23 protein-coding genes are annotated in these 25,504 nt (G+C 65.5%); 22 read left to right on the top strand and 1 reads right to left on the bottom strand.

From position 1 onward, the window contains the following. Positions 1-11 precede the first annotated feature (11 nt). Positions 12-446, bottom strand: a complete 435-nt coding sequence (locus LDO13_RS12075) for a hypothetical protein (protein WP_224046972.1) — start codon at positions 444-446, stop codon at positions 12-14. A gap of 245 nt (positions 447-691) precedes the next feature. On the opposite strand from LDO13_RS12075, the gene argS reads away from it, so the two are divergent. The 22 genes from argS to atpD all read left to right on the top strand — a co-directional run bounded on the left by argS (position 692) and on the right by atpD (position 25,503). Then, complete coding sequence (gene argS / locus LDO13_RS12070; protein WP_224046971.1) at positions 692-2,356, top strand: arginine--tRNA ligase; 1,665 nt, start codon at positions 692-694, stop codon at positions 2,354-2,356. A 5-nt stretch (positions 2,357-2,361) separates the two neighbouring features. Further along, positions 2,362-3,834: a diaminopimelate decarboxylase gene (gene lysA / locus LDO13_RS12065; protein ID WP_224046970.1), complete on the top strand. Its 1,473-nt coding sequence runs from the start codon at positions 2,362-2,364 to the stop codon at positions 3,832-3,834. After that, on the top strand, positions 3,835-5,166 hold the full coding sequence (locus LDO13_RS12060; protein WP_224046969.1) for a homoserine dehydrogenase: 1,332 nt from the start codon (positions 3,835-3,837) through the stop codon (positions 5,164-5,166). Continuing rightward, positions 5,167-6,273 carry a threonine synthase gene (gene thrC / locus LDO13_RS12055; protein WP_224046968.1) on the top strand — a complete coding sequence of 369 codons (1,107 nt, stop codon included), beginning with the start codon at positions 5,167-5,169 and terminating at the stop codon, positions 6,271-6,273. Between the two features lie 2 nt (positions 6,274-6,275). Then, complete coding sequence (thrB, locus tag LDO13_RS12050; RefSeq protein ID WP_224046967.1) at positions 6,276-7,262, top strand: homoserine kinase; 987 nt, start codon at positions 6,276-6,278, stop codon at positions 7,260-7,262. Positions 7,263-7,591: 329 nt separating this feature from the next. Further along, positions 7,592-9,733, top strand: a complete 2,142-nt coding sequence (gene rho / locus LDO13_RS12045; RefSeq protein WP_224046966.1) for a transcription termination factor Rho — start codon at positions 7,592-7,594, stop codon at positions 9,731-9,733. Positions 9,734-9,922: 189 nt separating this feature from the next. After that, entirely contained in the window at positions 9,923-10,996 is a 1,074-nt protein-coding gene (gene prfA, locus LDO13_RS12040) for a peptide chain release factor 1 (protein WP_224046965.1), read from the top strand. A 13-nt stretch (positions 10,997-11,009) separates the two neighbouring features. Further along, positions 11,010-11,897 (top strand): peptide chain release factor N(5)-glutamine methyltransferase, encoded by an 888-nt coding sequence (gene prmC / locus LDO13_RS12035; RefSeq protein ID WP_224046964.1) that lies wholly within the window; start codon positions 11,010-11,012, stop codon positions 11,895-11,897. A gap of 42 nt (positions 11,898-11,939) precedes the next feature. Next, entirely contained in the window at positions 11,940-12,785 is an 846-nt protein-coding gene (locus tag LDO13_RS12030) for an L-threonylcarbamoyladenylate synthase (RefSeq protein ID WP_224046963.1), read from the top strand. 1 nt (position 12,786) lies between these two features. Then, the gene (locus tag LDO13_RS12025) at positions 12,787-13,695 is read left to right on the top strand and encodes a glycosyltransferase (protein ID WP_224046962.1); all 909 of its coding nucleotides are present in this window, start codon (positions 12,787-12,789) and stop codon (positions 13,693-13,695) included. A 7-nt stretch (positions 13,696-13,702) separates the two neighbouring features. Then, positions 13,703-14,659 (top strand): glycosyltransferase, encoded by a 957-nt coding sequence (locus tag LDO13_RS12020; RefSeq protein WP_224046961.1) that lies wholly within the window; start codon positions 13,703-13,705, stop codon positions 14,657-14,659. Between the two features lie 174 nt (positions 14,660-14,833). Beyond that, positions 14,834-16,708, top strand: coding sequence for a nucleoside-diphosphate sugar epimerase/dehydratase (locus LDO13_RS12015; protein ID WP_224046960.1), 1,875 nt, complete (start codon positions 14,834-14,836; stop codon positions 16,706-16,708). Then, the gene (locus tag LDO13_RS12010; RefSeq protein WP_224046959.1) at positions 16,705-17,730 is read left to right on the top strand and encodes a UDP-phosphate glycosyltransferase; all 1,026 of its coding nucleotides are present in this window, start codon (positions 16,705-16,707) and stop codon (positions 17,728-17,730) included. Before LDO13_RS12015 ends, LDO13_RS12010 begins: the two co-directional genes overlap by 4 nt. A 129-nt stretch (positions 17,731-17,859) precedes the next feature. Then, positions 17,860-18,345: a hypothetical protein gene (locus LDO13_RS12005; RefSeq protein ID WP_224046958.1), complete on the top strand. Its 486-nt coding sequence runs from the start codon at positions 17,860-17,862 to the stop codon at positions 18,343-18,345. Then, the gene (locus tag LDO13_RS12000; protein ID WP_224046957.1) at positions 18,338-18,667 is read left to right on the top strand and encodes a hypothetical protein; all 330 of its coding nucleotides are present in this window, start codon (positions 18,338-18,340) and stop codon (positions 18,665-18,667) included. The genes LDO13_RS12005 and LDO13_RS12000 overlap by 8 nt, the downstream gene beginning before the upstream one ends. 91 nt (positions 18,668-18,758) lie before the next feature. After that, on the top strand, positions 18,759-19,559 hold the full coding sequence (gene atpB / locus LDO13_RS11995; RefSeq protein WP_224046956.1) for a F0F1 ATP synthase subunit A: 801 nt from the start codon (positions 18,759-18,761) through the stop codon (positions 19,557-19,559). Between the two features lie 79 nt (positions 19,560-19,638). Then, a complete protein-coding gene (gene atpE / locus LDO13_RS11990) occupies positions 19,639-19,842 on the top strand; it encodes an ATP synthase F0 subunit C (protein WP_009356484.1) in 204 nt (67 codons plus the stop codon). A 58-nt stretch (positions 19,843-19,900) separates the two neighbouring features. Then, complete coding sequence (locus tag LDO13_RS11985; protein ID WP_224046955.1) at positions 19,901-20,449, top strand: F0F1 ATP synthase subunit B; 549 nt, start codon at positions 19,901-19,903, stop codon at positions 20,447-20,449. Beyond that, positions 20,449-21,273 (top strand): F0F1 ATP synthase subunit delta, encoded by an 825-nt coding sequence (locus LDO13_RS11980; RefSeq protein ID WP_224046954.1) that lies wholly within the window; start codon positions 20,449-20,451, stop codon positions 21,271-21,273. The genes LDO13_RS11985 and LDO13_RS11980 overlap by 1 nt, the downstream gene beginning before the upstream one ends. Before the next feature lie 87 nt (positions 21,274-21,360). Then, positions 21,361-22,998 carry a F0F1 ATP synthase subunit alpha gene (atpA, locus tag LDO13_RS11975; RefSeq protein WP_224049773.1) on the top strand — a complete coding sequence of 546 codons (1,638 nt, stop codon included), beginning with the start codon at positions 21,361-21,363 and terminating at the stop codon, positions 22,996-22,998. Between the two features lie 76 nt (positions 22,999-23,074). Beyond that, the gene (locus LDO13_RS11970) at positions 23,075-23,968 is read left to right on the top strand and encodes a F0F1 ATP synthase subunit gamma (protein ID WP_224046953.1); all 894 of its coding nucleotides are present in this window, start codon (positions 23,075-23,077) and stop codon (positions 23,966-23,968) included. A gap of 80 nt (positions 23,969-24,048) precedes the next feature. Beyond that, positions 24,049-25,503 carry a F0F1 ATP synthase subunit beta gene (atpD, locus tag LDO13_RS11965; protein ID WP_056426125.1) on the top strand — a complete coding sequence of 485 codons (1,455 nt, stop codon included), beginning with the start codon at positions 24,049-24,051 and terminating at the stop codon, positions 25,501-25,503. Position 25,504 lies beyond the last annotated feature (1 nt).

Below are 25,504 nucleotides of genomic sequence, written 5' to 3'. Positions count from 1 at the left end.
TTTGACTGCGGTTAGGCCCGGGCCTCGGACTTGATCTTCTCCACGGCCTGGTTGAAGCCGCCGCTGGTCAGTGAGGACGCGGCGACCTTCGAGACCTTGATTTCGTCGAGTTTCTTGCCGACGATCTGGGACTGGATGCCGCCGGCGAACTCGCCCTGGAACTTCCGCGTGTTGGGATTGGTGGGGTGCGGCGTGATCTTGACGCCGGTCACGGCTCCGCCCGCCAGCGTGAGTTCCACCCCCACGGTCTCGTTGCCGTTCGGCGAAACGTAGTTGCCGTCCGCGCTGTAAGTCCCGTCCTTATAGGTGGCGCCGGTGGCGGCCTGTGGTGCGGCGCTGGTGGCCTGGGGGCTGGAAGCCTGCCCGGGCGCACAGCCGGCCGCAGACCCGGCCAAGGAAAGTCCGGCGATGCCGACGAAAACTCCGTTTCGGAGATTGGTGTTCATGCAGCGGCTCGTTTCTCTTGCGACGATCGGGTGGGGAGTGACTGAACGCTGGGCCCGCCGGTGGCGGCCTCAGCTGATACTCCGATGACGACGTGTAAATCAGCGTAGTGGTTCACCCTGTGAACCTGCCGCTCCGGGCTGTGGTTTTCTGGCGGTGCCCAGCCGACCAGCCCTGAACGCCGCCGCCAGTTGTCATGCCGGACGCCAAATTCCGCCACACACCAGGCCACCGGTAGGCTGGAAGTGTGACCCCAGAAGAACTCTCCCTCGCCATATCCGCCTGCCTGAAGGACGCCGTCGCCGCCGGTGAGATCGGGCTTTCCGCATCCGACGTCCCGGATGAGGTGCGCGTGGAGCGTCCGAAGAACAGGGACCACGGTGACTGGGCCACCAACATCGCCCTTCAGCTGGCCAAAACCGCGGGCACCAACCCCCGGGAGTTCGCCTCCGTCCTGAGCGCCCGGCTGAAGACCATCGACGGTGTGTCCGCCGTCGACATCGCCGGGCCAGGGTTCCTGAACATCACCGTCGATGCTGCTGCGGCCGGCGCCCTTGCCAAGGTGATCGTCGAAGCGGGGCGTGATTACGGCACCAACACGGCGCTCGCAGGCCACACGGTCAACATGGAGTTCGTCTCCGCGAACCCCACCGGCCCGCTGCACATCGGCCACACGCGCTGGGCCGCCCTCGGCGACGCGATCGCCCGCGTCCTCCGGGCTTCCGGCGCGGACGTCACCGCCGAGTACTACATCAACGACGCCGGGTCGCAGATGAACGTCTTCGCCCACTCCGTGCTCTCGCGGCTGCACGGGCGCGGCGTCCCGGAAGGCGGCTACCCCGGCGAGTACATCGCCGACCTCGGCCACGAAGTGCTGACGCAGCACCCGGACATCCGCGAACTGACCGACGTCGCCGCGCTGCCCGTGATCCGCGGCGCTGCCTACAAGGCGCAGCTGCACGACATCAAGAGCACCCTGGCCGGGTTCGGCGTCGAATTCGATGTCTACTTCTCCGAGCAGGAACTCCACGACGCCGGAGCGATCGAGGACGCCGTCGCGCGGCTCCGGGAACAGGGCCACGTCTACGACGACGGCGGCGCGGTCTGGCTGCGTACCACCGACTTTGGGGATGACAAAGACCGCGTGATGATCCGCGCGAACGGCGAGCCGACCTACTTCGCCGCCGACGCAGCGTATTACCTGTCCAAGAAGGACCGCGGCTACACCGAGAAGATCTACCTGCTCGGCGCCGACCACCACGGCTACATCAACCGGCTCAAGGCCATCGCGGCCGCGGCCGGGGACGATCCCGAGGTCAACATCGAGGTCCTGATCGGCCAGCTGGTTTCCGTCAACGGCGCCAAGCTCTCCAAGCGGGCCGGGAACATCATCGAGCTCAAGGACCTTATCTCCTGGCTGGGCAAGGACGCGGTCCGCTACTCGCTGGCGCGCTTCCCGGCCGATTCGCCCCTGACCCTGGACCCGGAGCTGCTGAAGAAGCACAGCAACGAGAACCCCGTGTTCTACGTGCAGTATGCGCACGCGCGTTCCCGCGGCACCGCCCGCAATGCCGTTGCCGCCGGGGTTGAGCGCCGTGTCGACGGCAAGGACTGCTTCGATGCGGCCCTCCTCGAGCACGCGACCGAGAACGAGCTGCTCTCCTACCTCGGCAGCTACCCCTCGATCGTGGCCAAGGCCGCCGAGCTGCGCGAGCCGCACCGTGTGGCCCGCCATCTCGAGGTCATCGCCGGGGCCTACCACCGCTGGTACGACGCCTGCCGTGTGGCCCCGCTGGGCGACGAACCGATCACCGACCTTAACCGCACCCGGCTGTGGCTCAACGACGCCACGAGCCAGGTGCTGGCCAACGGACTGGAACTGCTGGGCGTCTCGGCGCCGGAACGGATGTAACCGCCATGACCACGAACCCGTCCCACCCGGCCGGCGCAGCCTCCCCCCTCGCACCGGACTGGCTGCAGGTGCCCGATGACCTCAATGCCCTGCACGGACCGCTGTGGGCAGGCGGGGTCGAACGGAACGACGCCGGCGAGCTCACCATCGAGGGGCTGACGGTCAGCGAGCTGCAGCGCCAGTACGGCACGCCGCTGTTCGTGCTGAGCGAGACCGACTTCCGGGCCCGGGCCCGGGCGTTCAGCGACGCGTTCAACGACGCCTTCGCCGATATCTGCGGGGGAGTGGACGTCTACTACGCCGGCAAATCCTTCCTGTGCACCGCAGTGGTCCGCTGGGTCGAGGAAGAGGGCCTGCGGCTGGATACGGCCTCCGGCGGGGAACTCGCCGTCGCAGCCCGCGCCGGGATCCCGGGAGCCGACGTCGCGCTCCATGGCAACAACAAGTCCGACGGCGAGATCCACCGTGCGCTGGACCTGAAACTGGGCCGGATCGTCGTGGACAGCCTCGACGAGCTCGAACGCGTCGCGGCGATCGCCGCCAACCGCGGCGAAACCGCCAAGGTCATGCTCCGGCTGACCCCCGGCGTCCACGCGCACACCCACGAGTTCATCGCCACGGCGCACGAGGACCAGAAGTTCGGCCTCTCCATGGCGGGGGACTCCACCGAGCAGGCCGGCCTGTCCGCGGCGGAGGAAGCCGTGGCCGCGGCGTCGGGCCACGCCAGCATCGAACTCCTGGGCCTGCACTGCCACATCGGGTCGCAGATCTTCGAACCGGACGGCTTCGCCCTCGCCGCGGAGAAGCTGCTGGACTTCCTCGCCGCGATGCAGACCAAGTACTCGATCGTGCTCCCCGAACTCGACCTTGGCGGCGGCTACGGCATCGCCTACACGCCCGTGGACACGCCGCGCCCGGCTGCCGAAATCGCGCAGGCGATGGCCGCCGTCGTCCGCTCCAAATGCGCTGAACTGGGGATTTCCGCCCCGCGGATTTCGATCGAACCGGGCCGTGCGATCGTCGGCAGCACCACGTTCACGCTCTATGAAGTGGGCACGCTGAAGACCGTCCGGGTCGACGCCCAGGACGAAAAGGCGGGGAAAGACGTTACGTACCCGCGCCGGTATGTGTCGGTGGACGGCGGAATGAGCGACAACCCGCGTCCGGTGCTGTACGACGCGGATTACTCGGCAATTCTGGCGTCCCGGACGTCGGACGCGGACCCGCAGCTGTCCCGAGTAGTGGGCAAACATTGCGAGAGCGGCGACATAGTTGTTAGAGATGTATATCTGCCCGAGGACGTGGCAGCCGGTGATCTGCTCGCTGTACCGGGGACCGGCGCCTACTGCTGGGCCCTGTCAAGCAACTACAACTATCTGGCCCGGCCGGGCGTTGTCGCTGTGCGCGACGGATCTGCCCGGCTGATTGTCCGCGGGGAAACCGAAGAAGATCTGCTCAACCGCGACATGGGAGTCTGAATGACCGAATTGCGAACCCTGAAAGTAGCCCTGCTGGGCTGTGGCAACGTCGGGGCTCAGGTTGCGCGGATTCTCCTTGACGACGCCGACATGCTGGCGTCCCGCGCCGGCGCCCGCCTGGAGCTGGCCGGCATCGCCGTCCGCAACATCGACGCCCCCCGCGAGGTCGAGCTGCCGCGTGAACTGTTCACCACCGACGGCGAGACCCTCGTCAAGGACGCCGACCTGGTGATCGAGCTGATGGGCGGGATCGAACCGGCCCGCAGCCTGATCCTGGCCGCCATGCGGAACGGTGCCTGCGTGGTCACCGGCAACAAGGCACTCGTAGCCAAGGACGGCCCCATCCTGCACGAGGAAGCGGACAAGGCCGGCGTGCAGCTGTCCTACGAAGCTGCTGTGGCCGGAGCGATCCCCATCCTGCGGCCCATCCGGGACAGCCTCTCCGGCGACCGGATCACCCGGGTGCTCGGCATCGTCAACGGGACCACCAACTTCATCCTGGACCAGATGGATTCCACCGGGGCGCAGTTCGCCGACGCCCTGGCCCAGGCCCAGCGCCTGGGCTACGCGGAGGCCGACCCCACCGCCGACGTCGAAGGCCACGACGCCGCCTCCAAGGCCGCGATCCTTGCCTCGCTGTCCTTCCACACGCGGTTCTCCCTGGACGATGTGTACTGCGAGGGCATCAGTTCCGTCACGGCCGCGGACATCGCCGCGGCGAAGGACGCCGGATTTGTCATCAAGCTGCTGGCGATCGCCGAGAAGCTGGGGGAAACTGGCGCGGAAACAGGCATCGGCGGCACCGGCGTTTCCGTGCGGGTGCACCCGACGCTGCTGCCGCGCGAACACCCGCTGGCTGCGGTCCACGGCGCGTTCAACGCCGTCTTCGTCGAGGCCGAGAACGCCGGCGAGCTGATGTTCTACGGCCAGGGCGCAGGCGGCAAACCCACCGCCTCCGCCGTGATGGGCGATCTCATCTCCGCCGCCCGCAGCATCGTCCTGGGCGGCCCGGGCCGCGCCGAGACCACCACCGGCCAGGTTGTTGCGCTGCCCATCGCCTCCGCGGTCACCAGCTACTACATCGGCCTGGACGTCGCGGACCAGCCCGGCGTGCTGGCAAGAATCGCCCGTCTCTTCGCCGAGCACGGTGTCTCCATCGAAATCATGCGGCAGACCATCCACCGCGACGCTGATTCCAACATTGAATCCGCGGAACTCCGGATCGTGACCCACCGCGCAAGCGAGGCTGCACTGGCAGCCACCGTCGAGGCCGTCAAGGGCCTGGACGTCATCAATTCCGTTACATCCGTACTGCGGGTAGAAGGAGTCTAAGTGGCTCACCAATGGCGCGGCGTCATCCGCGAATACGCTGAACGTCTGCCTGTCACGGAGGAGACGACGGTCATCACCCTGGGGGAGGGCGGCACGCCGCTCGTCCACGCGCAGCAGCTCTCGGCGCTGACCGGCAGCGATGTCTACCTGAAGGTCGAAGGGATGAACCCGACCGGTTCGTTCAAGGACCGCGGCATGACCATGGCCATGACGGCGGCCGTTGCCGCCGGCGCCAAGGCCGTGGTGTGCGCCTCGACGGGCAACACTTCAGCGTCCGCCGCCGCGTACGCCACCGCCGCCGGGCTCAAATGCGTCGTGCTGGTGCCTGAAGGCAAGATCTCCATGGGCAAGCTCAGCCAGGCGATCGCGCACGGCGCCACCCTGCTGCAGGTCGACGGCAACTTCGACGACTGCCTCGACATCGCGCGCAAGCTGGGCGAGTCCTACCCGGTTTTCCTGGTCAACTCCGTCAACCCGGCCCGGATCGAGGGCCAGAAGACCGGCGCCTTCGAAGTGGTCGACTGGCTCGGTGACGCCCCGGACTTCCACGTGCTTCCGGTCGGCAATGCGGGAAACATCACCGCGTACTGGAAGGGCTACAAGGAATACTCCGCACCCTTCGAGTCCCTCACCGCCGGCACGCTGGCCGCGGTCTCCACGCGTACCCCGGTCATGTGGGGCTTCCAGGCCGCCGGTGCGGCACCGTTCGTCGCCGGCCACCCGATCACGGAACCCGATACGATCGCGACCGCCATCCGGATCGGCAACCCCGCGTCCTGGGACACGGCCATCGCCGCCCGCGACGAATCCGGCGGCGTGATCGAGGCCGTGACCGACGAGGAAATCCTGTCCGCCCACCGCTGGCTGTCCGCCCGTGAAGGCGTCTTCGTCGAACCGGGCTCCGCTGCCGGCGTCGCCGGACTGATCAAGAAGCACGCTGCCGGCGAAGTGCCGACCGGCAAGACCATCGTCATCACGGTCACCGGCCATGGCCTCAAGGACCCGCAGTGGGCGCTCCGCACCGAGGACGGCAGCGAAGTGCAGCCGGTCAAGGTCTCGAACGACGTGGTCACCGTGGCCACCGCCCTGGGACTGGAAGAAAAATAGCCGTGGAAACCACCCTCACCATCCCGGCCGAGTCCGCCGCCGACACGCCGGCGGTTCCGGCCGGGCAGCTCGTGACGGTCCGCGTGCCGGCCACGAGCGCGAACCTTGGCCCCGGGTACGACAGCCTCGGCCTGGCCTTGACGCTGTTCGACACTCTGACGGTGGAAACCCTGGACAGCGGAGAGCTGGAGTTCGAACTCAGCGGAGAGGGTGCGGAATCCCTGCCCCGCGACGCCAGCCACCTCGTGGTCAAGGCCATCACGGAGGCCCTGCACCGCCTCGGCTTCAGGCACGAGGGCCTGAGGATCACCGCCGACAATATCAATCCGCACGGCCGGGGCCTGGGCTCGTCGGCCTGTGCCGTGGTTGCCGCCGTAACCGCCGCCAACGCCCTGGTTCCGGAGCCGTTCCGCCGGGACAAGGACTGGGTCCTGCAGCTCACCAGTGAGATGGAAGGCCACCCGGACAACGTCGCACCCGCAATTTTCGGCGGACTGGCGCTGTCATGGCAGGACAGTGACCAGTACAGCAGCACCTGCGCGGCTGTCGCCGCCACGGTCATCCCGGTGGTCGCCGTGCCGGACTTTGAACTTTCCACCGAAGCGGCACGGGCACTCCTGCCCGCCTCGGTGGGCCACCACGCTGCGGCCATGAACTCGGGACGTGCGGCCCTGCTGATCCACGCACTGACGCAGAAGCCGGAATTCCTGCTGGCCGGCACCGAGGACTACCTGCACCAGAGCTACCGCGCCGAGGCCATGCGCCCCAGCGCGGACCTGATCGCTGCCCTGCGGCGCGCGGGCTTCGCCGCCGTCGTCTCCGGGGCCGGTCCCACCGTGCTGGTCCTTGCCAACGGAGAGGCACAGGCGGAGGCCGCCGTCGCGTTCATCGGCTCCTTCACCGCCGGCAACACGCCGGACGTGGGCTGGCGTGTGATGAAGCTGGCTGTGGACGTTGAAGGTGCTAAAGTGGAAGTGCACCGGCGGTAATCACGCAGGCGGTAAGTCAAATTACCGTTCATAAGACCGCGATGTTGGCCTTGTTGCCTCTCTCATCTTTCACTGCGCAATATTTTCCGGTGCCACCTGCTTTCGGTCTGACGCAGGAATCCGCAGAAAAAATCTCTGCACCCCTGACAAGTCAGCCCGCCGTTCCTTTATTTTCCGGAGCGCGCCAGGTGAATGCAGTATCCGGCCGTGCTGGCCAATATCCATCCGGCAGGGCCGAAAATCGCGGCTGCAGATCTGAACTGCAGCCCGGATCAAAATCATCGCGTCCAGCTCCTAGCCTGGACGCCGTCGAGGGGGAAGGATCCTTCGTGACCGAAACCACTGAGCTGTCTTCAGCTGTGGAAACATCATCTTCTGCTGCCGGATCGTCAACGGCAGCACCCGCCAAGAGCAGCGGCCTCGCCGGCCTCAAGCTCGCCCAGCTCCAGGCTCTTGCCAGCCAGCTGGGGATCTCCGGCGGTTCCCGGATGCGGAAGGGCGATCTTGTAACCGCCATTTCCGCCCACCGCGCCGGTACCCCCGTGAGCAAGGCTCCGGCCCGCGCTGCTGAAAAGGCGACCGACAACGGCACCGTCTCCCAGTCCGCGGCTGCTGTAACTGCTGCAGCGCCCGCTGCCGCCGCCGATTCCGAGGCCCCGGCTCAGGAAAACCCGCGGGCCCGTGGACGTGGCCGCAGCCGCCGCGCCGGCAGCGACGGCGTCATCACGACTCCCGCCGCCGAAGCTCCCGCGGCTCCTGCAGCGGAGGCCCCCGCGGTTTCCGCCGAGTCCGGCCCCGTTGAAACCGGTGCCGGTGCAGGTTCTGCCGCCTCGGCTGAGGGCAGCGACCGCACCCGCCAGCCGCGCACCCGCAACCGCCGCCGCGGCGAAGTCGCCGAACAGGCCGCTGCGCAGGCTGCACCGGCTGCCGAGGCCCCTGCTGAACAGCGCCAGGCTGAACAGCGCACCGAGCAGCGCACTGAACAGCGCACGGAGCAGCGCCAGGCTGAACAGGGCAGCGAAGACGGCCAGCGCCGTGAGAACACCCGCACCCGCGGCGGCCGCGACGAGGCCGCCGGAAGCCGCGACAACCGCGACAGCGACGATTCTGACGGCGGCAGCCGCCGGAACCGCCGCAACCGGCGCGACCGCAACGACCGCAATGACCGTTCCGACCGCTCCGGCGGGCAGGACAGCCGCGACAACACCTCGCGCAACGACCGCTTCCGCGACCGCAACGACCGCCGCCGGGGACGTGCCCAGGGACCGGACGTCGACGACGTCGAGGTCACCGAGGATGACGTCCTGCTGCCGGTCGCCGGCATCCTGGACGTGCTGGAGAACTACGCGTTCATCCGCACCTCCGGTTACCTTCCGGGCCCGAACGACGTCTACGTGTCCCTCGCCCAGGTCAAGAAGTACAACCTGCGCAAGGGCGACGCCGTCGTCGGCGCCATCCGCGCACCGCGTGAAGGCGAGGCGCAGCAGGGGAACCAGCAGCAGTCCGCCCGCCAGAAGTTCAACGCCCTGGTCCGCGTCACCTCGGTCAACGGCAAGACCCCCGAGGAGCTCAAGGACCGCGTCGAGTTCGCGAAGCTCGTGCCGCTGTACCCCTCCGAGCGCCTGCGCCTCGAGACGGACCCGAAGAAGATCGGCCCCCGTGTCATCGACCTGGTTGCCCCGATCGGCAAGGGCCAGCGCGGCCTGATCGTTTCGCCGCCGAAGGCCGGCAAGACGCTCATCCTGCAGTCCATCGCCAACGCCATCACCACCAACAATCCTGAGGTCCACCTCATGATGGTGCTCGTTGACGAACGTCCTGAAGAAGTGACGGACATGCAGCGCACCGTCAAGGGCGAGGTCATTGCCTCCACCTTCGACCGTCCCGCCGATGACCACACCACCGTGGCCGAGCTTTCCATCGAACGCGCCAAGCGCCTCGTGGAAATGGGCATGGACGTTGTGGTGCTCCTCGACTCCATGACCCGTCTGGGCCGTGCCTACAACCTGGCAGCACCGGCCTCCGGCCGCATCCTGTCCGGTGGCGTCGATTCCGCAGCGCTGTACCCGCCGAAGCGCTTCTTTGGTGCAGCCCGCAACATCGAAAACGGCGGCTCGCTGACCATCCTGGCCACCGCGCTCGTCGAGACCGGTTCCAAGATGGACGAGGTCATCTTCGAAGAGTTCAAGGGCACCGGCAACATGGAACTGCGCCTGTCCCGCCAGCTCGCGGACAAGCGCATCTTCCCGGCAGTGGACGTCAATGCGTCCGGTACCCGCCGCGAAGAGAACCTGCTTTCCCCCGAGGAAGTCAAGATCATGTGGAAGCTGCGCCGCGTCCTCTCCGGACTTGAGACGCAGCAGAGCCTTGAGCTGCTGACCAACAAGATCCGGGAGACCCAGAGCAACGTCGAGTTCCTCATGCAGGTGCAGAAGACGACGCTTGGTGCGAAGTCCGATAACGACAAGTAGCGTCGCGTAACCGCTCGAAAATTGGCGGCCCCGCCCCTCCGCCGGGTGGCCCACGATCTACGATCGTGAGCCACCCGGCTACGGCAGGCCCGAAGCCACTCCCTGGCCACCAATTTTCCGAGCGGTTGTTGGTTTTAAGAGGACTTGCCCGCATTACTAGACTTGAGAGAGTCGAAAGAGGTTTTGAAAATGTTTGAGTCCGTACAGGGCCTGTTGGATGAGCATGATGCCATCCAGGCACAGCTTGGGGATCCTGCTGTTTATGCTGACCAGAAGCTTGCCCGGAAGCTGGGGCGGCGTTCTGCCCAGCTGAACGGCATTGTCGAGGCTTACCATGCCTGGCATGGCATCCAGGATGACCTGGCTGCCGCCAAGGAAATGGCGGACGAGGACCCTGAGTTTGCCGCGGAGGTGCCGGAGCTGGAGGAATCGCTGGAGACGGCTGCTGCGAAGCTGCGCCGGCTGCTGATCCCGCGGGATCCGGACGATGCCCGCAACGTGATCCTCGAAGTCAAGGGCGGCGAGGGCGGCGACGAGGCTGCCCTGTTCGCGGCCGACCTGCTGCGGATGTACACCCGGTATGCGGAATCCCGCGGCTGGAAGACCGAAATGATCTCTGCCAACGAATCGGACCTGGGCGGCTACAAGGACGTCCAGGTGGCCATCAAGGGCAGCTCCAACGATCCGGCCGAGGGCGTCTACGCGCGGCTCAAGTTCGAGGGCGGCGTGCACCGTGTGCAGCGCGTTCCCGTGACGGAATCCCAGGGCCGCATCCACACGTCGGCCGCCGGCGTGCTGGTGCTCCCGGAAGTGGACGAGCCCGAAGAGCTCGAGATCAACCAGAACGATCTGAAGATCGACGTCTATCGTTCCTCCGGCCCCGGCGGCCAGTCCGTTAACACCACCGACTCCGCCGTCCGGATCACCCACCTTCCCACCGGAATCGTGGTGGCCATGCAGAACGAGAAGTCGCAGCTGCAGAACCGGGAGGCCGGCATGCGCGTCCTCCGCGCCCGCATCCTGGCGCACCAGCAGGAGCAGATCGACGCCGAAAACTCGGCCCAGCGCAAGTCGCAGATCCGCACCATGGACCGCTCCGAGCGCATCCGTACCTACAACTACCCGGAAAACCGGATCGCGGACCACCGCACCGGCTACAAGGCCTACAACCTGGACCAGGTCATGAACGGCGACCTGGAGCCGGTCATCCAGTCGGCCATCGAGATGGACGAACAGGCCCGCCTCGACGCCATCGGCGACTAGTCCGGCCGCCGTCTTGACGACAGAAGGAACCGGTCTGAGCCTCGCGGACGCGGTCCGCGAGGCCACCGCCACCCTGGCCGCCGCCGGCGTCTCGAGCCCCAAGGTCGACGCCGAACTCCTGGCCGAGCACCTGCTCGGCGTCGGGCTCGGCCGGCTGCGCGCCCTGATGCTGGGGGACACGCCGGCACCGGAGGGCTATCAGGAGCTTGTCGCCGAGCGGGCCCGGCGCATTCCGCTGCAGCACATCACGGGCGTGGCGCACTTCCGCTACCTCGAACTGGCCGTCGGGCCGGGGGTCTTCATTCCCCGGCCGGAAACGGAATCCGTGGTGCAGCTCGTGCTGGACTGGCTCAAGGACACGGGCCGACTCCAGGGGAAGGCGCATCCCAAAGTCGTGGACCTGGGCACCGGATCCGGGGCCATCGCCGGTTCGATCGCCCACGAGGTCCCCGGCGCGGAAGTCCACGCCGTCGAGTTCAGCGAATTTGCGCACGCCTGGGCGGCCAAGAACCTGCTGCCCCTCGGCGTCCACCTCATCCGCGGTGACCTGCGCGATGCCCTGCCCGCGCACAACGGAACCTTCGACGTCGTCGTCTCCAATCCTCCTTACATCCCCGCCGAAGCCATCCCCAACGAACCCGAAGTGGCGCTGCACGATCCGCCCGAGGCGCTGTACGGCGGGGGAGCGGACGGCATGGAGCTTCCGACGGCGGCGGCGGCCTCCGCGGCCCGGCTGCTGGTCCCCGGGGGCTACTTCGTGATGGAGCACGCCGAAGTCCAGGCCGAATGGATCGCCGCAATGCTGGAGCGCTCCGGGCTGTGGGCCGGCGTGACCACCCACCGCGACCTCAACGGCAAGGACCGGGCCACCAGCGCCGTCCTCGCCGGCCCGGCCGCCTGACAGCGGCCCGGGCACTACCCGACGTGATGAAAGAATAGGCCAGTGACGACTAGCTACGATTGCACGGCAGCCGAGCAACGCGCTGCAGGACTCGAACATGCCCAGCGGGCCATCAGGGAGCACAAGTGTGTGGTCCTCCCGACGGACACCGTGTACGGGATCGCCGCGGACGCGTTCTCCCCCCTCGCTGTGACCTTGCTGCTCGCGTCGAAAGGCCGCAGCCGCAAGATGCCGCCGCCCGTCCTCATTCCCAGGCTCAATGCCCTCGACGGCCTGGCCACTGATGTCCCGGCCGAGGCCCGCCGCCTGGCCGAGGCGTTCTGGCCTGGCGGACTCACGCTGATCCTGCATGCCCAGCCGTCCCTCGACTGGGATCTTGGCGAAACCAAGGGCACCGTCGCCCTGCGGATCCCGGCCGACGACGTCGCCCAGGACCTGCTCACGCTGACCGGGCCGCTGGCTGTCTCCTCCGCGAACCGCACGGGCCAGCCGGCGGCGCAGACTGCGGCCGACGCCGAAACCCAGCTCGCCGAGTCGGTGGAGGTCTACCTCGAAGGCGGGCCCCGCCCCGCCGAGGGTGCCGATGCGCTGCCGTCGACCATTGTTGACGGCACCGCCGTGCCGCTGCGGGTGGTCCGCCAGGGCGCCATCAGCCTGGAGCGGCTCCGTGAAGTCGTCCCCGGCGTGCTGGGCGTCGGCGAGGAACCCGCCGACGTCGAGACCGCAGAACAAACTGCGACCCCCGAACAACCTGGAACCCCCGAACAACCTGGAACCCCCGAACAAACCGAAGCCGCGCCTGACAGCACCCCTGCCAGCAAAATCACTGACGGCACCATTCCTGACAGCAGCGGTGCACCCGCCGTCGACGATACTCCGAGGAACTGACATGCAGCCCAAAGTCGCCGTCGCGGCAGTAACCTTTGACCGCCACGAGGAACTTACCCTCCTCCTGAAGGGGCTGGCCGAACAGACTGCCCCCATCCACTCGATCGCCCTCGTGGACTCGGGCACTGTCCCGGCCACGGATGTTGTCAACGCCGGCGGGGACAACATCAACTACCTGCGCTCCGAGGCGAACCTCGGCGGCGCCGGGGGATTCGCGTACGCGATCCTGGCCGCCATGGCCAGCGGCGCTGAATGGATCTGGATGATGGACGACGACGGCCACCCCGAGGATGCCAGCTGCCTTGCCGAGCTGCTCAAGACCGCGGAGGAACACCAGCTCGACATCGTGAGCCCGCTCGTCGCCGCCACGGCCGACCCCAACCGGCTCTCGTTCAACTTCCGCATCAACGGGCTGCTGACCAACGACCGCTCCCGGCTGGCGCCGATGGGCTATCTCCCGGACATGGTGCACTTCTTCAACGGTGCCCTGATCCGCACGGAGGTCTTCTACAAGATCGGAATCCCGGATGTGAAGTTCTTCATCCGCGGCGACGAAGTCGATTTCCTGTCGCGGGTGAAGAAGGCCGGCCTCAAATACGGCACGCTGGCCACGGTCGCCGTGCAGCACCCCGCCACCTGGACCGAGATGAAGCCGGTCTTCGGCGGCTTTATCACGCCGGTCATCCCCGAGGGAGACTTCAAGCGGTACTGCTACTTCCGCAACCGTGGCTACCTGACCCGGAAATACCGGAACCTGCGCTGGTTTGGCGCGGACATTGTTGGCTTCCCGTACTACTTCCTGAAGAACGGGGACCTCAAGGGGCTCGCGCACTGGTTCGGGGCCTATTCCACCGGCTTCCGCGGAAAGGGCTTCGGCTCACCCGCCCGGCTTATGTCCACCAACCGCTAGGCCGGATGTGAAGAACCTGTTTGCCGTCGTCGTCACCTACAACCGTGCCGATTTCCTGCAGAATCTGCTCGACTCCTTCAGCCGCCTGACCACCCGGCCGGACCGGATCGTGGTGGTGGACAACGCCAGCACCGACCACACCGCCGACGTCGTCTCCCGCGCCATGGCCGCGGGCGGGCTGCCCATCCAGTACGAACGGTTGTCCGCGAATGTGGGCGGTTCCGGCGGCTTCTCCCGCGGCGTTGACCTTGCCCTCCGCGCCGGCGCTGAGTGGCTTTGGCTTATGGACGATGACGTCGAGGTGCTCCCGGGGGCGGTCGAGGCGCTCGATAAGTTCACGCCGGACTACTCCTGCATGATCGGCCGCCGCTACGACGCCGCCGGCAAGCCGTTCTTCTGGCAGCACCATTTTGTCGAGGCGCTCGGCGTCTTCCTGCCCGTCCGCGGCGACGTCTTCAGCTCGTCCGAGGTGTTCCCCACCAATGTCGGAAATTTCGAGGGGATGCTGATCAAGGCGTCGCTTGCCCGCAACATCGGGTTGCCCGACCCGCGCTTCTTCATCACCTGGGACGACCTTATCTACGGCTGGCTGGCGGCGCAGCAGACGCCGGTGGTCTACGTGAATGCCTTTGTCATCAAGAAGGTCCGGGCCCAGCGCCAGGTGGACCTGGGCGTGCGCCACCTCAACGATTCCTCCGACCTGAGCCGCCGCTACGTGATGCGGAACCGGGGCCATGTGGCGCAATACCTGCGCGCGCACGGCAAGTACAACCGGCTCGGCTTCGGTGCCGGGACGGCCCTGACCTACCTGAAGGAAATCGCGCGCCTGGTGCTGGTTGAACGCAGTATCAAGGGGGCGGGGGCACTGTGGCAGGGATGGCGCGAATCGCGCGGCATCCTCGCCGACCGCAGCTGGCGGCCGATGCCGCCGGTGCCGGCCGGGGCGGCCCGGGACCAGGCCTGACGCCAGCGCGGAACCCGGGGGACCAGCCCCGCGTGACCGGCACGGACCCCGGCTTCCAGCGCGATAGCGATTAGTATCGTTGGAGACCCGGGTGCTGTCCGACAGTTGCACGGCGGGTAATTTTTGAAACAGGCGCATGGCCGCCGTGGTAGTGGAAGTCGGTTGCAATCTCTGTTGACTACGAAATCTGAAGCGCGCGAACCCGCCGCAGCACTGGACGAGAAGAAGCCTCCGCTTTGGATCTGGATCCAGCTGTTCCTCGACTCGATGTCGTGGGTCGTGGCGATCATCCTCGCCCTGCTGCTGCGCTACGAGATGGGCCTCCGGGAAGAGCAGCTGTTCAGCGCCATCATCATCATGGCCATCGCCATCCTTGTGCAGGCCGCGGCCGGCTATGCGCTGGCACTTTACCGCGGGCGGTATCCCTTCGGCAGTTTCCAGGAGGCCAAGGCCCTTGTCTTCGTCACCGTGATCGTGGCCGCCTCCATCACGCTGAGCCTGCTGGTGCTCTATGAAACCATCGGGATCGGCCGCAGCGTCGGGCTCATCGCCTTCCCGTTCGCCTGCCTCTTCATGGGAGCTGCCCGCTACGCCAAGCGGCTTTACGTCGAGGGCAAGAACCGTCCCGGCGAGGGCGCCCAGAACACCCTGATCTACGGTGCGGGCTTCCTCGGCAACTCCCTGCTGAACCGCATGCTGCAGGACGCCGATTCGCCGTATTTCCCGGTGGGGCTGATCGACGACGATCCCACCAAGAAGCACCTGCGCCTCTCCGGCGTCCAGGTCCTGGGCCGCGGCGACGACCTGCCGGCCCTCATTCGGCGCACCCGCGCCTCCGTGCTGGTGCTGGCCTTCGCCAATGTCGAGGCATCCGTCGTCCGGCGGATTTCCGACGCCGTCGCCGGCCTGAACGTCCGGGTGCTGGTTCTTCCCCCGCTCCGGGACATGCTGGGCCGGGGGGCGCCCGAGGGATTCTCCGATTTCCGTGACGTGGCGGTCGAGGACCTGATCGGGCGGCGGCCGGTCGACATTAAGGTCGACGAGATTGCGGGCTACATCAAGGACAAGCGTGTCCTGGTCACCGGCGCCGGGGGCTCCATCGGCTCGGAGCTGTGCCGGCAGATCGTCCAGTTCGCTCCGGCGGAACTGATCATGCTTGACCATGACGAAACAGGGCTGCAGCAGACCCAGATTTCCATCACCGGCCGGGGACTGCTCGCCGGGCGCGACACGGTCCTGGCCAGCATCCGCGACGGGGACGCCCTCCAGGAGATCTTCGAGGACCGCCGTCCGGAGGTGGTGTTCCACGCCGCCGCCCTCAAGCACGCACCGCTGCTGCAGCAGTATCCGGTCGAGGCCTGGAAGACCAACGTCCTGGGCACCCTCAACGTGCTGCGCGCGGCCGAACGCACAGGTGTTTCGCACTTCGTGAACATCTCCACCGACAAGGCGGCAAACCCGACGACGGCGCTTGGCCACTCCAAGCGCGTCGCCGAAAAGCTTGCCGCCTGGATGGCGGGCCAGACCGGCCGCAAGTTCGTCTCCGTCCGGTTCGGAAACGTCATGGGAAGCCGCGGCTCAATGCTGCCGCTCTTCACGGAGCAGATCCGCGTCGGCGGTCCGGTGACTGTGACGGACCCGGAGGTCACCCGTTTCTTCATGACGATTCCGGAGGCCTGCCAGCTGGTCATCCAGGCGGGTGCGATCGGACGCGGCGGCGAGGTCATGATCCTTGATATGGGGGAGCCGGTCAGGATTCTTGACGTCGCCCAGCGCATGATCGCCATGTCCGGCAAGAAGGTGGACATCATCTATACCGGCCTCCGGCCCGGCGAAAAGCTCCACGAGGAACTCGTGGGAACCGGCGAGCTGGACGAGCGCCCCCTGCATCCCAAGATTTCACACACCCGGGCACACGAGCAGGACCCGGACGGGCTGAACCTTGATGTCTGGCTGGCCCGCTGCGAGGCCGAGCAGGGCCTCGACATTGAGTCCATCCCCGACGACGAGGCCGATGAACCTGGCGAGAGCATCAGGGCGGCGTCATGATGCCCGTCCTCCTCGCCGCCGGCATCACCCTCTTCGCGAGCCTCCTGCTTCCGTTCGCGGTCAAGCCGTGGCTGGTCAAGATGGGCGTCGTCGACGTTCCGTCGGCCAGGTCCTCCCACGCCCGGACCACCATTCGTGGCATGGGGGTGGCTGTTTCCCTGGCCACCGGCATCGGATACGCGGCCGCCGTCGTCCTGGGCGCGGTGACAGTGGACCGCTCGGTCTTCCTCGTGGTTCTTGCGATCATCGCCGCGAGCGCGGGAGTGGGCTGGATCGAAGACCTCAGGGGTCTCTCGATCCGTGGCCGCGCCGCCGCTCAGCTGGGGATCGGCGCCGCCGGTTCCGCAGCCCTGCTGGTCCTTACCGGCCAGTCGTTCTGGTGGCTGCCGCTGGCCGCGCTGGCCATTGCGGCCTATATCAACATTGCCAACTTCATGGACGGCATCAACGGCATTTCCAGTTTCCACGGAATTCTCGCCGGCGCCGCCTATGCCGTGGCCGGTGGGCTGTCCGGGCAGCCGTGGCTGACCGCCGGCGGCGCCGTGCTGGCCATGGCTTTTCTGGGATTCGTGCCCTGGAACCTGTCGCGCGGCTCCGTGTTCCTGGGCGACGTCGGCAGCTACCTGCTCGGAGCCTCGGTTGCTGCCCTGGCGGTGGCAGGGTTCCTGAGCGGTGTCTACGTGGAATACGTCCTGTCGCCGATCCTGGTCTACCTGGCCGACACCGGGTACACCCTGCTGCGCAGGATCAACGCGGGCGAACGGTGGTACGCGTCCCACCGTGAGCATGTCTACCAGCGTCTGACCGACGTCGGCTTCTCGCACCTGCAGTCGGCCGGCACGGTCTCGGTATGCACGGCCGCGGTCATCGTCCTTGGCTTCATCGCCGCCACGGCTCCGCTGCCGGTGGTGGTGCTCTGCGTGGCCGGAAGCCTGGCCGTGCTGGCGCTCTACCTTGCGTCCCCAGACCTTATCCGGCACTTCCGGCGGCGGAAGAAGGTCACCCGGGTGCCGGCGTCCTAGATGTATTGAGCCGCAGCGGCCCCCGGTGACGAACCGGACAACTGCATGTTCTATCTCGTGTAGAATTCAGGGGCGGGTTGACCCCGCGACTTCTGACCAGCAAACCAACACCTCGACGATTGGGATCACATGACCTCCAACGCCGAACCCGGACGAACGCCCGGTGCCGGACCCGTTGGTGTCTCAGGTCCCACAAAATCCTTGTGGCTGCGCCTGCTGGCCATCAGTTCGGCCGCTGGCGGTGGAGCACTGCTGCTCACCAGCCTGGCGGCACTGCTGCTCGACGGCACCGCGGCCGCACTGTCCTCCCTCTTCGGCGGGGCCCTGGTGATCGCCTTCTTCGCGATCAGCCTCCTGGTCGGACACTTCGGCGGCCGCAACCACTCGTCCGGTGCCATCGGCCTGTTCGCGGCCACGTACTTCATCAAGGTCGTTGGCTTTGCCGTGGTGCTGTTCGCCATCGGCAGCCCCGAGTGGCTGAACGGGCGCTGGTTCCTGGCCGGCGCCGTCGTGACCGTGGTCCTGTGGCAGGCCGCAGAGATCTATGGATTCAGCAAGGCACGGCTGCAGCTCTACAACGACCCCGAGACCCCGGAAGGCGGCACCGATGTTTAGCCGCAAAGACCGGCAGAAGAACAAGCCCCGCACCCCTGAAAGCACCGCCGGAGCCCCCGGCGTTTCGGACAACGGACGCGACGGCGGATACAACGCCGGCATCGCCGTCTTCAGCTACATTGTTGGCGGAATCCTCGTCTGGAGTTTGATAGGGTGGGGTCTGGATAATCTGTGGGGAACCCGCTGGATTGTGCTCGCAGGCGCCCTGCTGGGAGCCGCGGGAGGGTTCTATCTTTCTCATATGCACGGCCTCACCAGCCCGGGTAATTCCGTTGGCGGGGACAATGCTGCACGTGGCCCGTCCAAGGACGAGGATCAGTAATGCCAAATAATTTCACAGGGGGAGAGGCCGGCAGCTACGCCGCCTTTTCCCTACCAACGCCCAATGATGGACACTGCAGAGAGGAAACGCGTTGATCGCGCTTGCGCTCCCGGCCCAAGATTCAGGAACTTTTACGCCTCCTGGAATTGAAGAAATCCACCTGCCGGCAATCGTGCCGTGGGGGGCGGCCGACGGATTCTCCAAGCAGATGCTGCTGGTAATCCTTTCGGTCGTTATTATCGCCGCATTCTTTCTGATGGCTGCCCGCAAGGGTCAGCTTGTTCCCGGCAGGCTGCAGTTTGCAGGTGAAGCCGCCTACGGCTTCGTCCGCAACGGCATCGGCAAGGACATCATCGGCGGCAAAGACTTCATGAAGTACGTCCCGCTGCTGTTCAGCCTCTTCTTCTTCATCCTGGTGAACAACATCTACGGCGCCATTCCGCTGATCCAGCTCCCCACCTTCTCGCATGTCGGCGGCGCCTACGTGATGGCCGGAATCGTGTACGTCACCTGGATCGCCATCGGCGTCAAGAAGAACGGCCTGAAGTACTTCAAGCTTGCCACCGTGCCGTCCGGAGTCCCGGGCTACATTCTTCCGATCGTGATTCCGATCGAGATTATCTCCAACTTCCTGGTCCGCCCGGTCACGCACAGCCTCCGTCTGTTTGCGACCATGCTGGCCGGCCACCTCATCGTCATGATCGCCGGTTCCGGCATCGAGTACCTCGTCACGCAGGAGAACCTCCTGCTGAAGGGCACGTCGGTCCTCGTCCTTGGCGGCGCGATCGCCATGTACATGCTGGAAGCGTTGATTATGGTCCTGCAGGCGTACGTGTTCACCCTGCTGACCGCCATCTACATTGAAGGCGCGCTGCACGCGGACAGCCACTAGGCACCCCACAAACTTCCCCTCACGGGGTAGAAGTACACCAAACAACCTGCCACATAGATGGCATCTTGAAAGGAAAAAAATGGAAGGCAATCTCAACCTCGTAGGTTACGGTCTGTCCGCAATCGGCGGTGGTATCGGTGTTGGTCTCGTGTTCGCCGCTTACATCAACGGCGTCGCACGTCAGCCGGAGGCACAGCGTGTTCTCCAGCCGATCGCATTCCTCGGCCTCGCGCTGACTGAAGCCCTCGCCATCCTCGGCCTGGTCTTCGCCTTCGTTCTCTAGTTTCGAACTTTAGAACTAAGCGAACATCCAGAACCGAGTAGATAAGGACGGGTGAATTATGAATCAGCTGATCATCTCAGCCGCCACAGAGGGCGCCAACCCTCTGGTTCCCAATCCCTGGGAAATGCTTGTCGTCTTCGCCGGCTTCGCTGTTCTCATGTTCATCGTGGTCAAGTACGTTGTCCCGATGTTCGAGAAGACCTTCGCTGAGCGTGCGGAGGCCATTGAAGGCGGCATCGCCAAGGCTGAAAAGGCTCAGGCAGAGGCATCCGCTGCACTCGAAGAGTACAAGCAGCAGCTCACCGATGCCCGTGCCGAGGCCAACCGCATCCGCGAGGAAGCCCGTGCCGAAGGCGCTCAGATCCTTGCGGACCTGAAGGAGAAGGCAGCTGTCGAGTCTGCCCGTATCACGGCACAGGCCCACGCTGCGATCCAGTCCGAGCGTCAGGCGGCCGTTGTGTCGCTCCGCACGGAGGTGGGCACGCTTGCCACCACGCTGGCAGGGCGCATCGTTGGCGAGTCCCTCGAGGACGACGAGCGTTCGGCCCGTGTGGTTGACCGTTTCCTGGCAGATCTGGAGAACCAGAACGCAGGTGCAGCTAAGTAATGGCAGGTGTATCGAGCGAATCGCTGACCGCAGCCCTGGTGGCGCTGGAAGCCAAGCTTCCTTCTGCCTCGCTGCAGTTGGCTAAGGAACTCTTCGGAATCCTGGGAACGGTGGACAGCTCGGCTGGCTTGCGCCGCGCCCTGACTGACCCGTCCCGCTCCGGTGACGAGAAGTCGGCGCTTGTCAAGCAGCTTTTCAGCGGGAAAGTCTCCGCGGACGCTGTGGAAATCGCGAGCGGACTGGCCGGCTCACGCTGGGCATCCGCCCGGGATATCGGCGATGCACTCGAGACTCTTGCCGCTTCGGTGGTCATCGCCGTTGCTGAGAACAAGTCTGCCGTCTCTGCCTCAGGAATCACCGGACTGGAAGCGCTGGAGAACGATCTGTTCTCCTTCAACCAGGCTGTGGAGTCCAACCACGAGGTACAGCGTGCTGTGTCCGAACCGCAGGCCAGCCCGGCTGCCAAGGTTGCACTCGCCGAAAAGCTCGTGCCCAGTGCCAGCGAGGAAGCGAAAGTCCTCATCGGACAGGCAGTTTCGCAGCCGCGCGGGCTCAAGGTGACCAAGCTTGTGCGTCGTTTCGCCGAGCTGGCAGCCAAGCGCCAGCAGCGCTGGATTGCAACGGTCAGTGTCACCCGTCCGCTGACGGAGACACAGACCAGCCGCCTTCAGGCGGGGCTGAATGCCCTCTACGGGCGCGAGCTCAAGATCAACATGAACGTTGACCCGGCGCTTATCGGTGGCATCCGGATCCAGGTCGGTGACGAAGTGGTAGACGCTTCGGTCCTCGCCCGCCTGGGCCAGCTTCACCGTCAGCTTGCCTAGCCAGCCGGACAAGCACAACTTAACGAAACGAAACCCCGGTCATCGTGAGCAACGATGATCACGAAAACAGGAGAGCAGGGACTGCAGATGGCCGAATTGACCATCAACGCCGACGACGTCCGTAATGCGTTGAACGAGTTCGCGGCGTCCTACGAACCCGGAAACGCAGAGCGCGTAGAGGTCGGCCGTGTAACAACCGCAGGTGACGGCATCGCCCGTGTTGAGGGCCTTCCCTCGGTCATGGCGAACGAGCTGCTTCGCTTCGAAGACGGCACCCTGGGCCTGGCCCAGAACCTCGACGTGCGCGAGATCGGCGTCATCATCCTCGGTGACTTCACCGGCATCGAAGAAGGCCAGGAAGTTCACCGCACCGGACAGGTTCTGTCCGTACCGGTGGGCGACGCCTTCCTCGGCCGCGTAGTCGACCCGCTGGGCGAGCCCATCGACGACCTCGGCGAGATCAAGGCCGAGACCACCCGTGCACTGGAACTCCAGGCGCCCGGCGTGACCCAGCGCAAGTCGGTCCACGAACCGATGCAGACCGGCCTCAAGGCTATCGACGCCATGATTCCGATCGGCCGCGGCCAGCGTCAGCTGATCATCGGTGACCGCCAGACCGGCAAGTCGGCAATCGCGATCGACACGATCATCAACCAGAAGGCCAACTGGGCTTCCGGCGATGTCAACAAGCAGGTCCGCTGCATCTACGTGGCAATCGGCCAGAAGGCATCCACGATCGCGGCTGTCCGCCAGACGCTTGAGGACAATGGCGCTCTGGAGTACACGACCATCGTGGCTTCCCCCGCGTCCGACCCCGCAGGCTTCAAGTACCTGGCACCGTACGCCGGTTCGGCAATCGGCCAGCACTGGATGTACGGCGGCAAGCACGTCCTCATCGTGTTTGATGACCTCTCCAAGCAGGCCGAGGCCTACCGTGCAGTGTCGCTGCTGCTCCGCCGCCCGCCGGGACGAGAAGCCTACCCGGGCGACGTCTTCTACTTGCACTCCCGCCTGCTGGAGCGTTGTGCCAAGCTCTCCGACGAGCTCGGTGCAGGTTCGATGACCGGCCTGCCGCTCATCGAGACGAAGGCAAACGACGTCTCCGCCTACATCCCGACCAACGTGATCTCCATCACCGATGGCCAGATCTTCCTGCAGTCGGACCTCTTCAACGCCAACCAGCGTCCCGCCGTCGATGTGGGTGTCTCCGTTTCCCGCGTTGGTGGCGCCGCCCAGGTCAAGTCCATGAAGAAGGTCTCCGGTACTTTGAAGCTGGAACTGGCCCAGTACCGCGACATGCAGGCGTTCGCAATGTTCGCGTCGGACCTCGACGCCGCATCGCGCCAGCAGCTGACCCGTGGTGCACGCCTGATGGAACTGCTCAAGCAGGGTCAGTACTCGCCGTTCCCGGTTGAGAACCAGGTCGTCTCCATCTGGGCCGGCACCAACGGTCACCTCGACAACGTTCCGGTTGAGGACATCAACCGCTTCGAGACCGAGTTCCTGGAGCACCTCAAGCACAAGTCCTCCATCCTGACGACGCTGGCCCAGACCAACGTCATGAGCGATGACACTGCAGAAGCACTGAAGACCGCGATCGTGGACTTCAAGAAGGGCTTCTTCGGCGAGGGAGACAACCAGCTGGTTGGTGCGGGGCACGAAGAGCACGCCGCCATCGACGAGGCACAGGTCGACCAGGAAAAAATCGTCAAGCAGAAGCGCTAGTTTCGCTGGCAGGGACTGCCGGAACCCCAACGGGTTCCGGCAGTCCCGGCCAACGGGATCTTAGGAAAGGATAAGTATGGGAGCCCAGATCCGGGTCTACCGCCAGAAGATCAGCTCGACGACGTCGATGCGCAAGATCTTCAAGGCGATGGAACTGATCGCTACCTCGCGCATCGGGAAGGCCCGAGCACGCGTAGCAGCTTCACTGCCTTACGCAAACGCCATCACGCGTGCCGTTTCTGCTGTCGCAAGCCAGAGCGAAATCGACCACCCGCTGACCACCGAGCCGGAGCAGATCCGCCGGGCCGCCGTCCTGGTAATCACCTCGGACCGTGGCCTCGCAGGTTCGTACTCCGCGAGCGTGCTCAAGCAGGCGGAAGGCCTCAACGAGCTGCTCGTCGAGGAGGGCAAGGAAGTCAAGTTCTACCTGGTCGGCCGCAAGGCGCAGGCTTACTTCGACTTCCGGAACCGTCCCTACGGGCGTGTCTGGACCGGCGGTACGGACGCACCGGAGTTTGCCACCGCGCAGGAAATCGGCGAGGCATTGCTGACTGACTTCGCGACGGACTACGCAGAGGGCGGTGTCGACGAGATCCATGTCGTCTACACGCGCTTCAAGTCCATGGTCACCCAGGAGCCGACGGTTGTCCGTCTTCTCCCGCTTGAGGTTGTCGAAGAGCAGGCTGCGTCCGAATCGGACCTCCTGCCGCTCTACGAATTCGAGCCGGAAACGGAGCAGGTTCTCGATGCTCTGCTGCCGCGCTACATCGAATCACGTATCTTCGCCGCGATGCTGCAGGCAGCAGCTTCGGAACTCGCTGCCCGCCAGCGGGCAATGAAGTCCGCCGGCGACAACGCCACGGAGCTTATCAAGAAGTTCACGCGTCTGCGCAACACCGCCCGCCAGGCTGAAATTACGCAGGAGCTCTCCGAAATCGTGGCCGGTGCCGACGCGTTGAACGCGTCCTAGCCTCCCTGAGTTCGGAACCAGCTGTACCTGCACCAAAGTAAACTTAACCCCAACGCCATCTACTGAGTGAAGTGAGAGAGATGACTGCCACTGCTACCGAACACGTAGCCGCGACGACCGGTGCTACCGGCCGTATTGCACGTGTTATTGGCCCGGTTGTCGACGTCGAATTCCCGGCTGACGCAATCCCCTCGATTTACAACGCACTCACCACCGAGATTACTCTCAACGGTGAGACCAAGACGATCACCTTCGAGGTTGCGCTGCACCTCGGCGACAACGTCATTCGCGCCATCTCCCTGCAGGCAACCGACGGACTCGTCCGCGGCACTGCTGTAGTGGACTCGGGTGCCCCCATCTCCGTGCCTGTCGGCGACGTCGTTAAGGGACACATCTTCAACGTCCTCGGACAGCCGCTTGACGTGGCTGAGTCGGAACTCGAGATCACCGAGCGCTGGCCCATCCACCGCAAGGCTCCTGCCTTCGCGACGCTCGAGGGTTCCACCGAGATGATGGAAACCGGCATCAAGGTCATCGACCTTCTCACCCCGTACATCAAGGGTGGCAAGATCGGCTTGTTCGGTGGCGCCGGTGTCGGCAAGACCGTGCTGATCCAGGAAATGATCACCCGTGTTGCCCGCAACTTCGGCGGCACCTCGGTGTTCGCCGGCGTCGGCGAGCGTACCCGTGAAGGTAACGACCTCTGGGTCGAAATGGAAGAGGCAGGCGTCCTCAAGGACACCGCCCTTGTGTTCGGCCAGATGGACGAGCCGCCGGGAACGCGTCTGAGGGTCGCCCTGTCGGCCCTGACCATGGCGGAGTACTTCCGCGATGTGCAGAACCAGGACGTGCTGCTCTTCATCGACAACATCTTCCGCTTCACCCAGGCAGGCTCCGAGGTCTCCACCCTCCTCGGCCGCATGCCGTCGGCCGTGGGCTACCAGCCCAACCTGGCTGACGAGATGGGCCTCCTCCAGGAGCGCATCACGTCCACCAAGGGCCACTCGATCACCTCGATGCAGGCCATCTACGTCCCCGCAGATGACTACACCGACCCGGCTCCGGCCACGACCTTCGCACACCTCGACGCGACCACGGAACTTTCCCGTGAAATCGCTTCCCGTGGTCTGTACCCGGCCGTTGACCCGCTGACGTCGACGTCCCGCATCCTGGATCCGCAGTACATCGGCAACGACCACTACAACACGGCCGTCCGCGTCAAGCAGATCCTGCAGAAGAACAAGGAACTCCAGGACATCATCGCCATCCTCGGCGTTGACGAGCTCTCCGAAGAGGACAAGATCGTCGTGTCGCGTGCACGCCGCATCCAGCAGTTCCTCTCGCAGAACACCTACACCGCCAAGCAGTTCACCGGCGTCGAAGGCTCCACTGTGTCCATCAAGGACACTGTTGAAGGCTTCACCGCGATCTGCGACGGCGAGCTGGACCACATCGCAGAGCAGGCGTTCTTCAACGTCGGCGGCCTGGATGACGTCGAGCGCCAGTGGGCCAAGATCCAGGAACAGACCAAGTAAT

This window comes from Arthrobacter sp. NicSoilB4 (assembly GCF_019977335.1).
GTDB lineage: Bacteria > Actinomycetota > Actinomycetes > Actinomycetales > Micrococcaceae > Arthrobacter.
The sequence above is the reverse complement of the archived record's forward strand: the minus strand, read 5'-3'. Positions and strand labels throughout refer to the sequence as shown.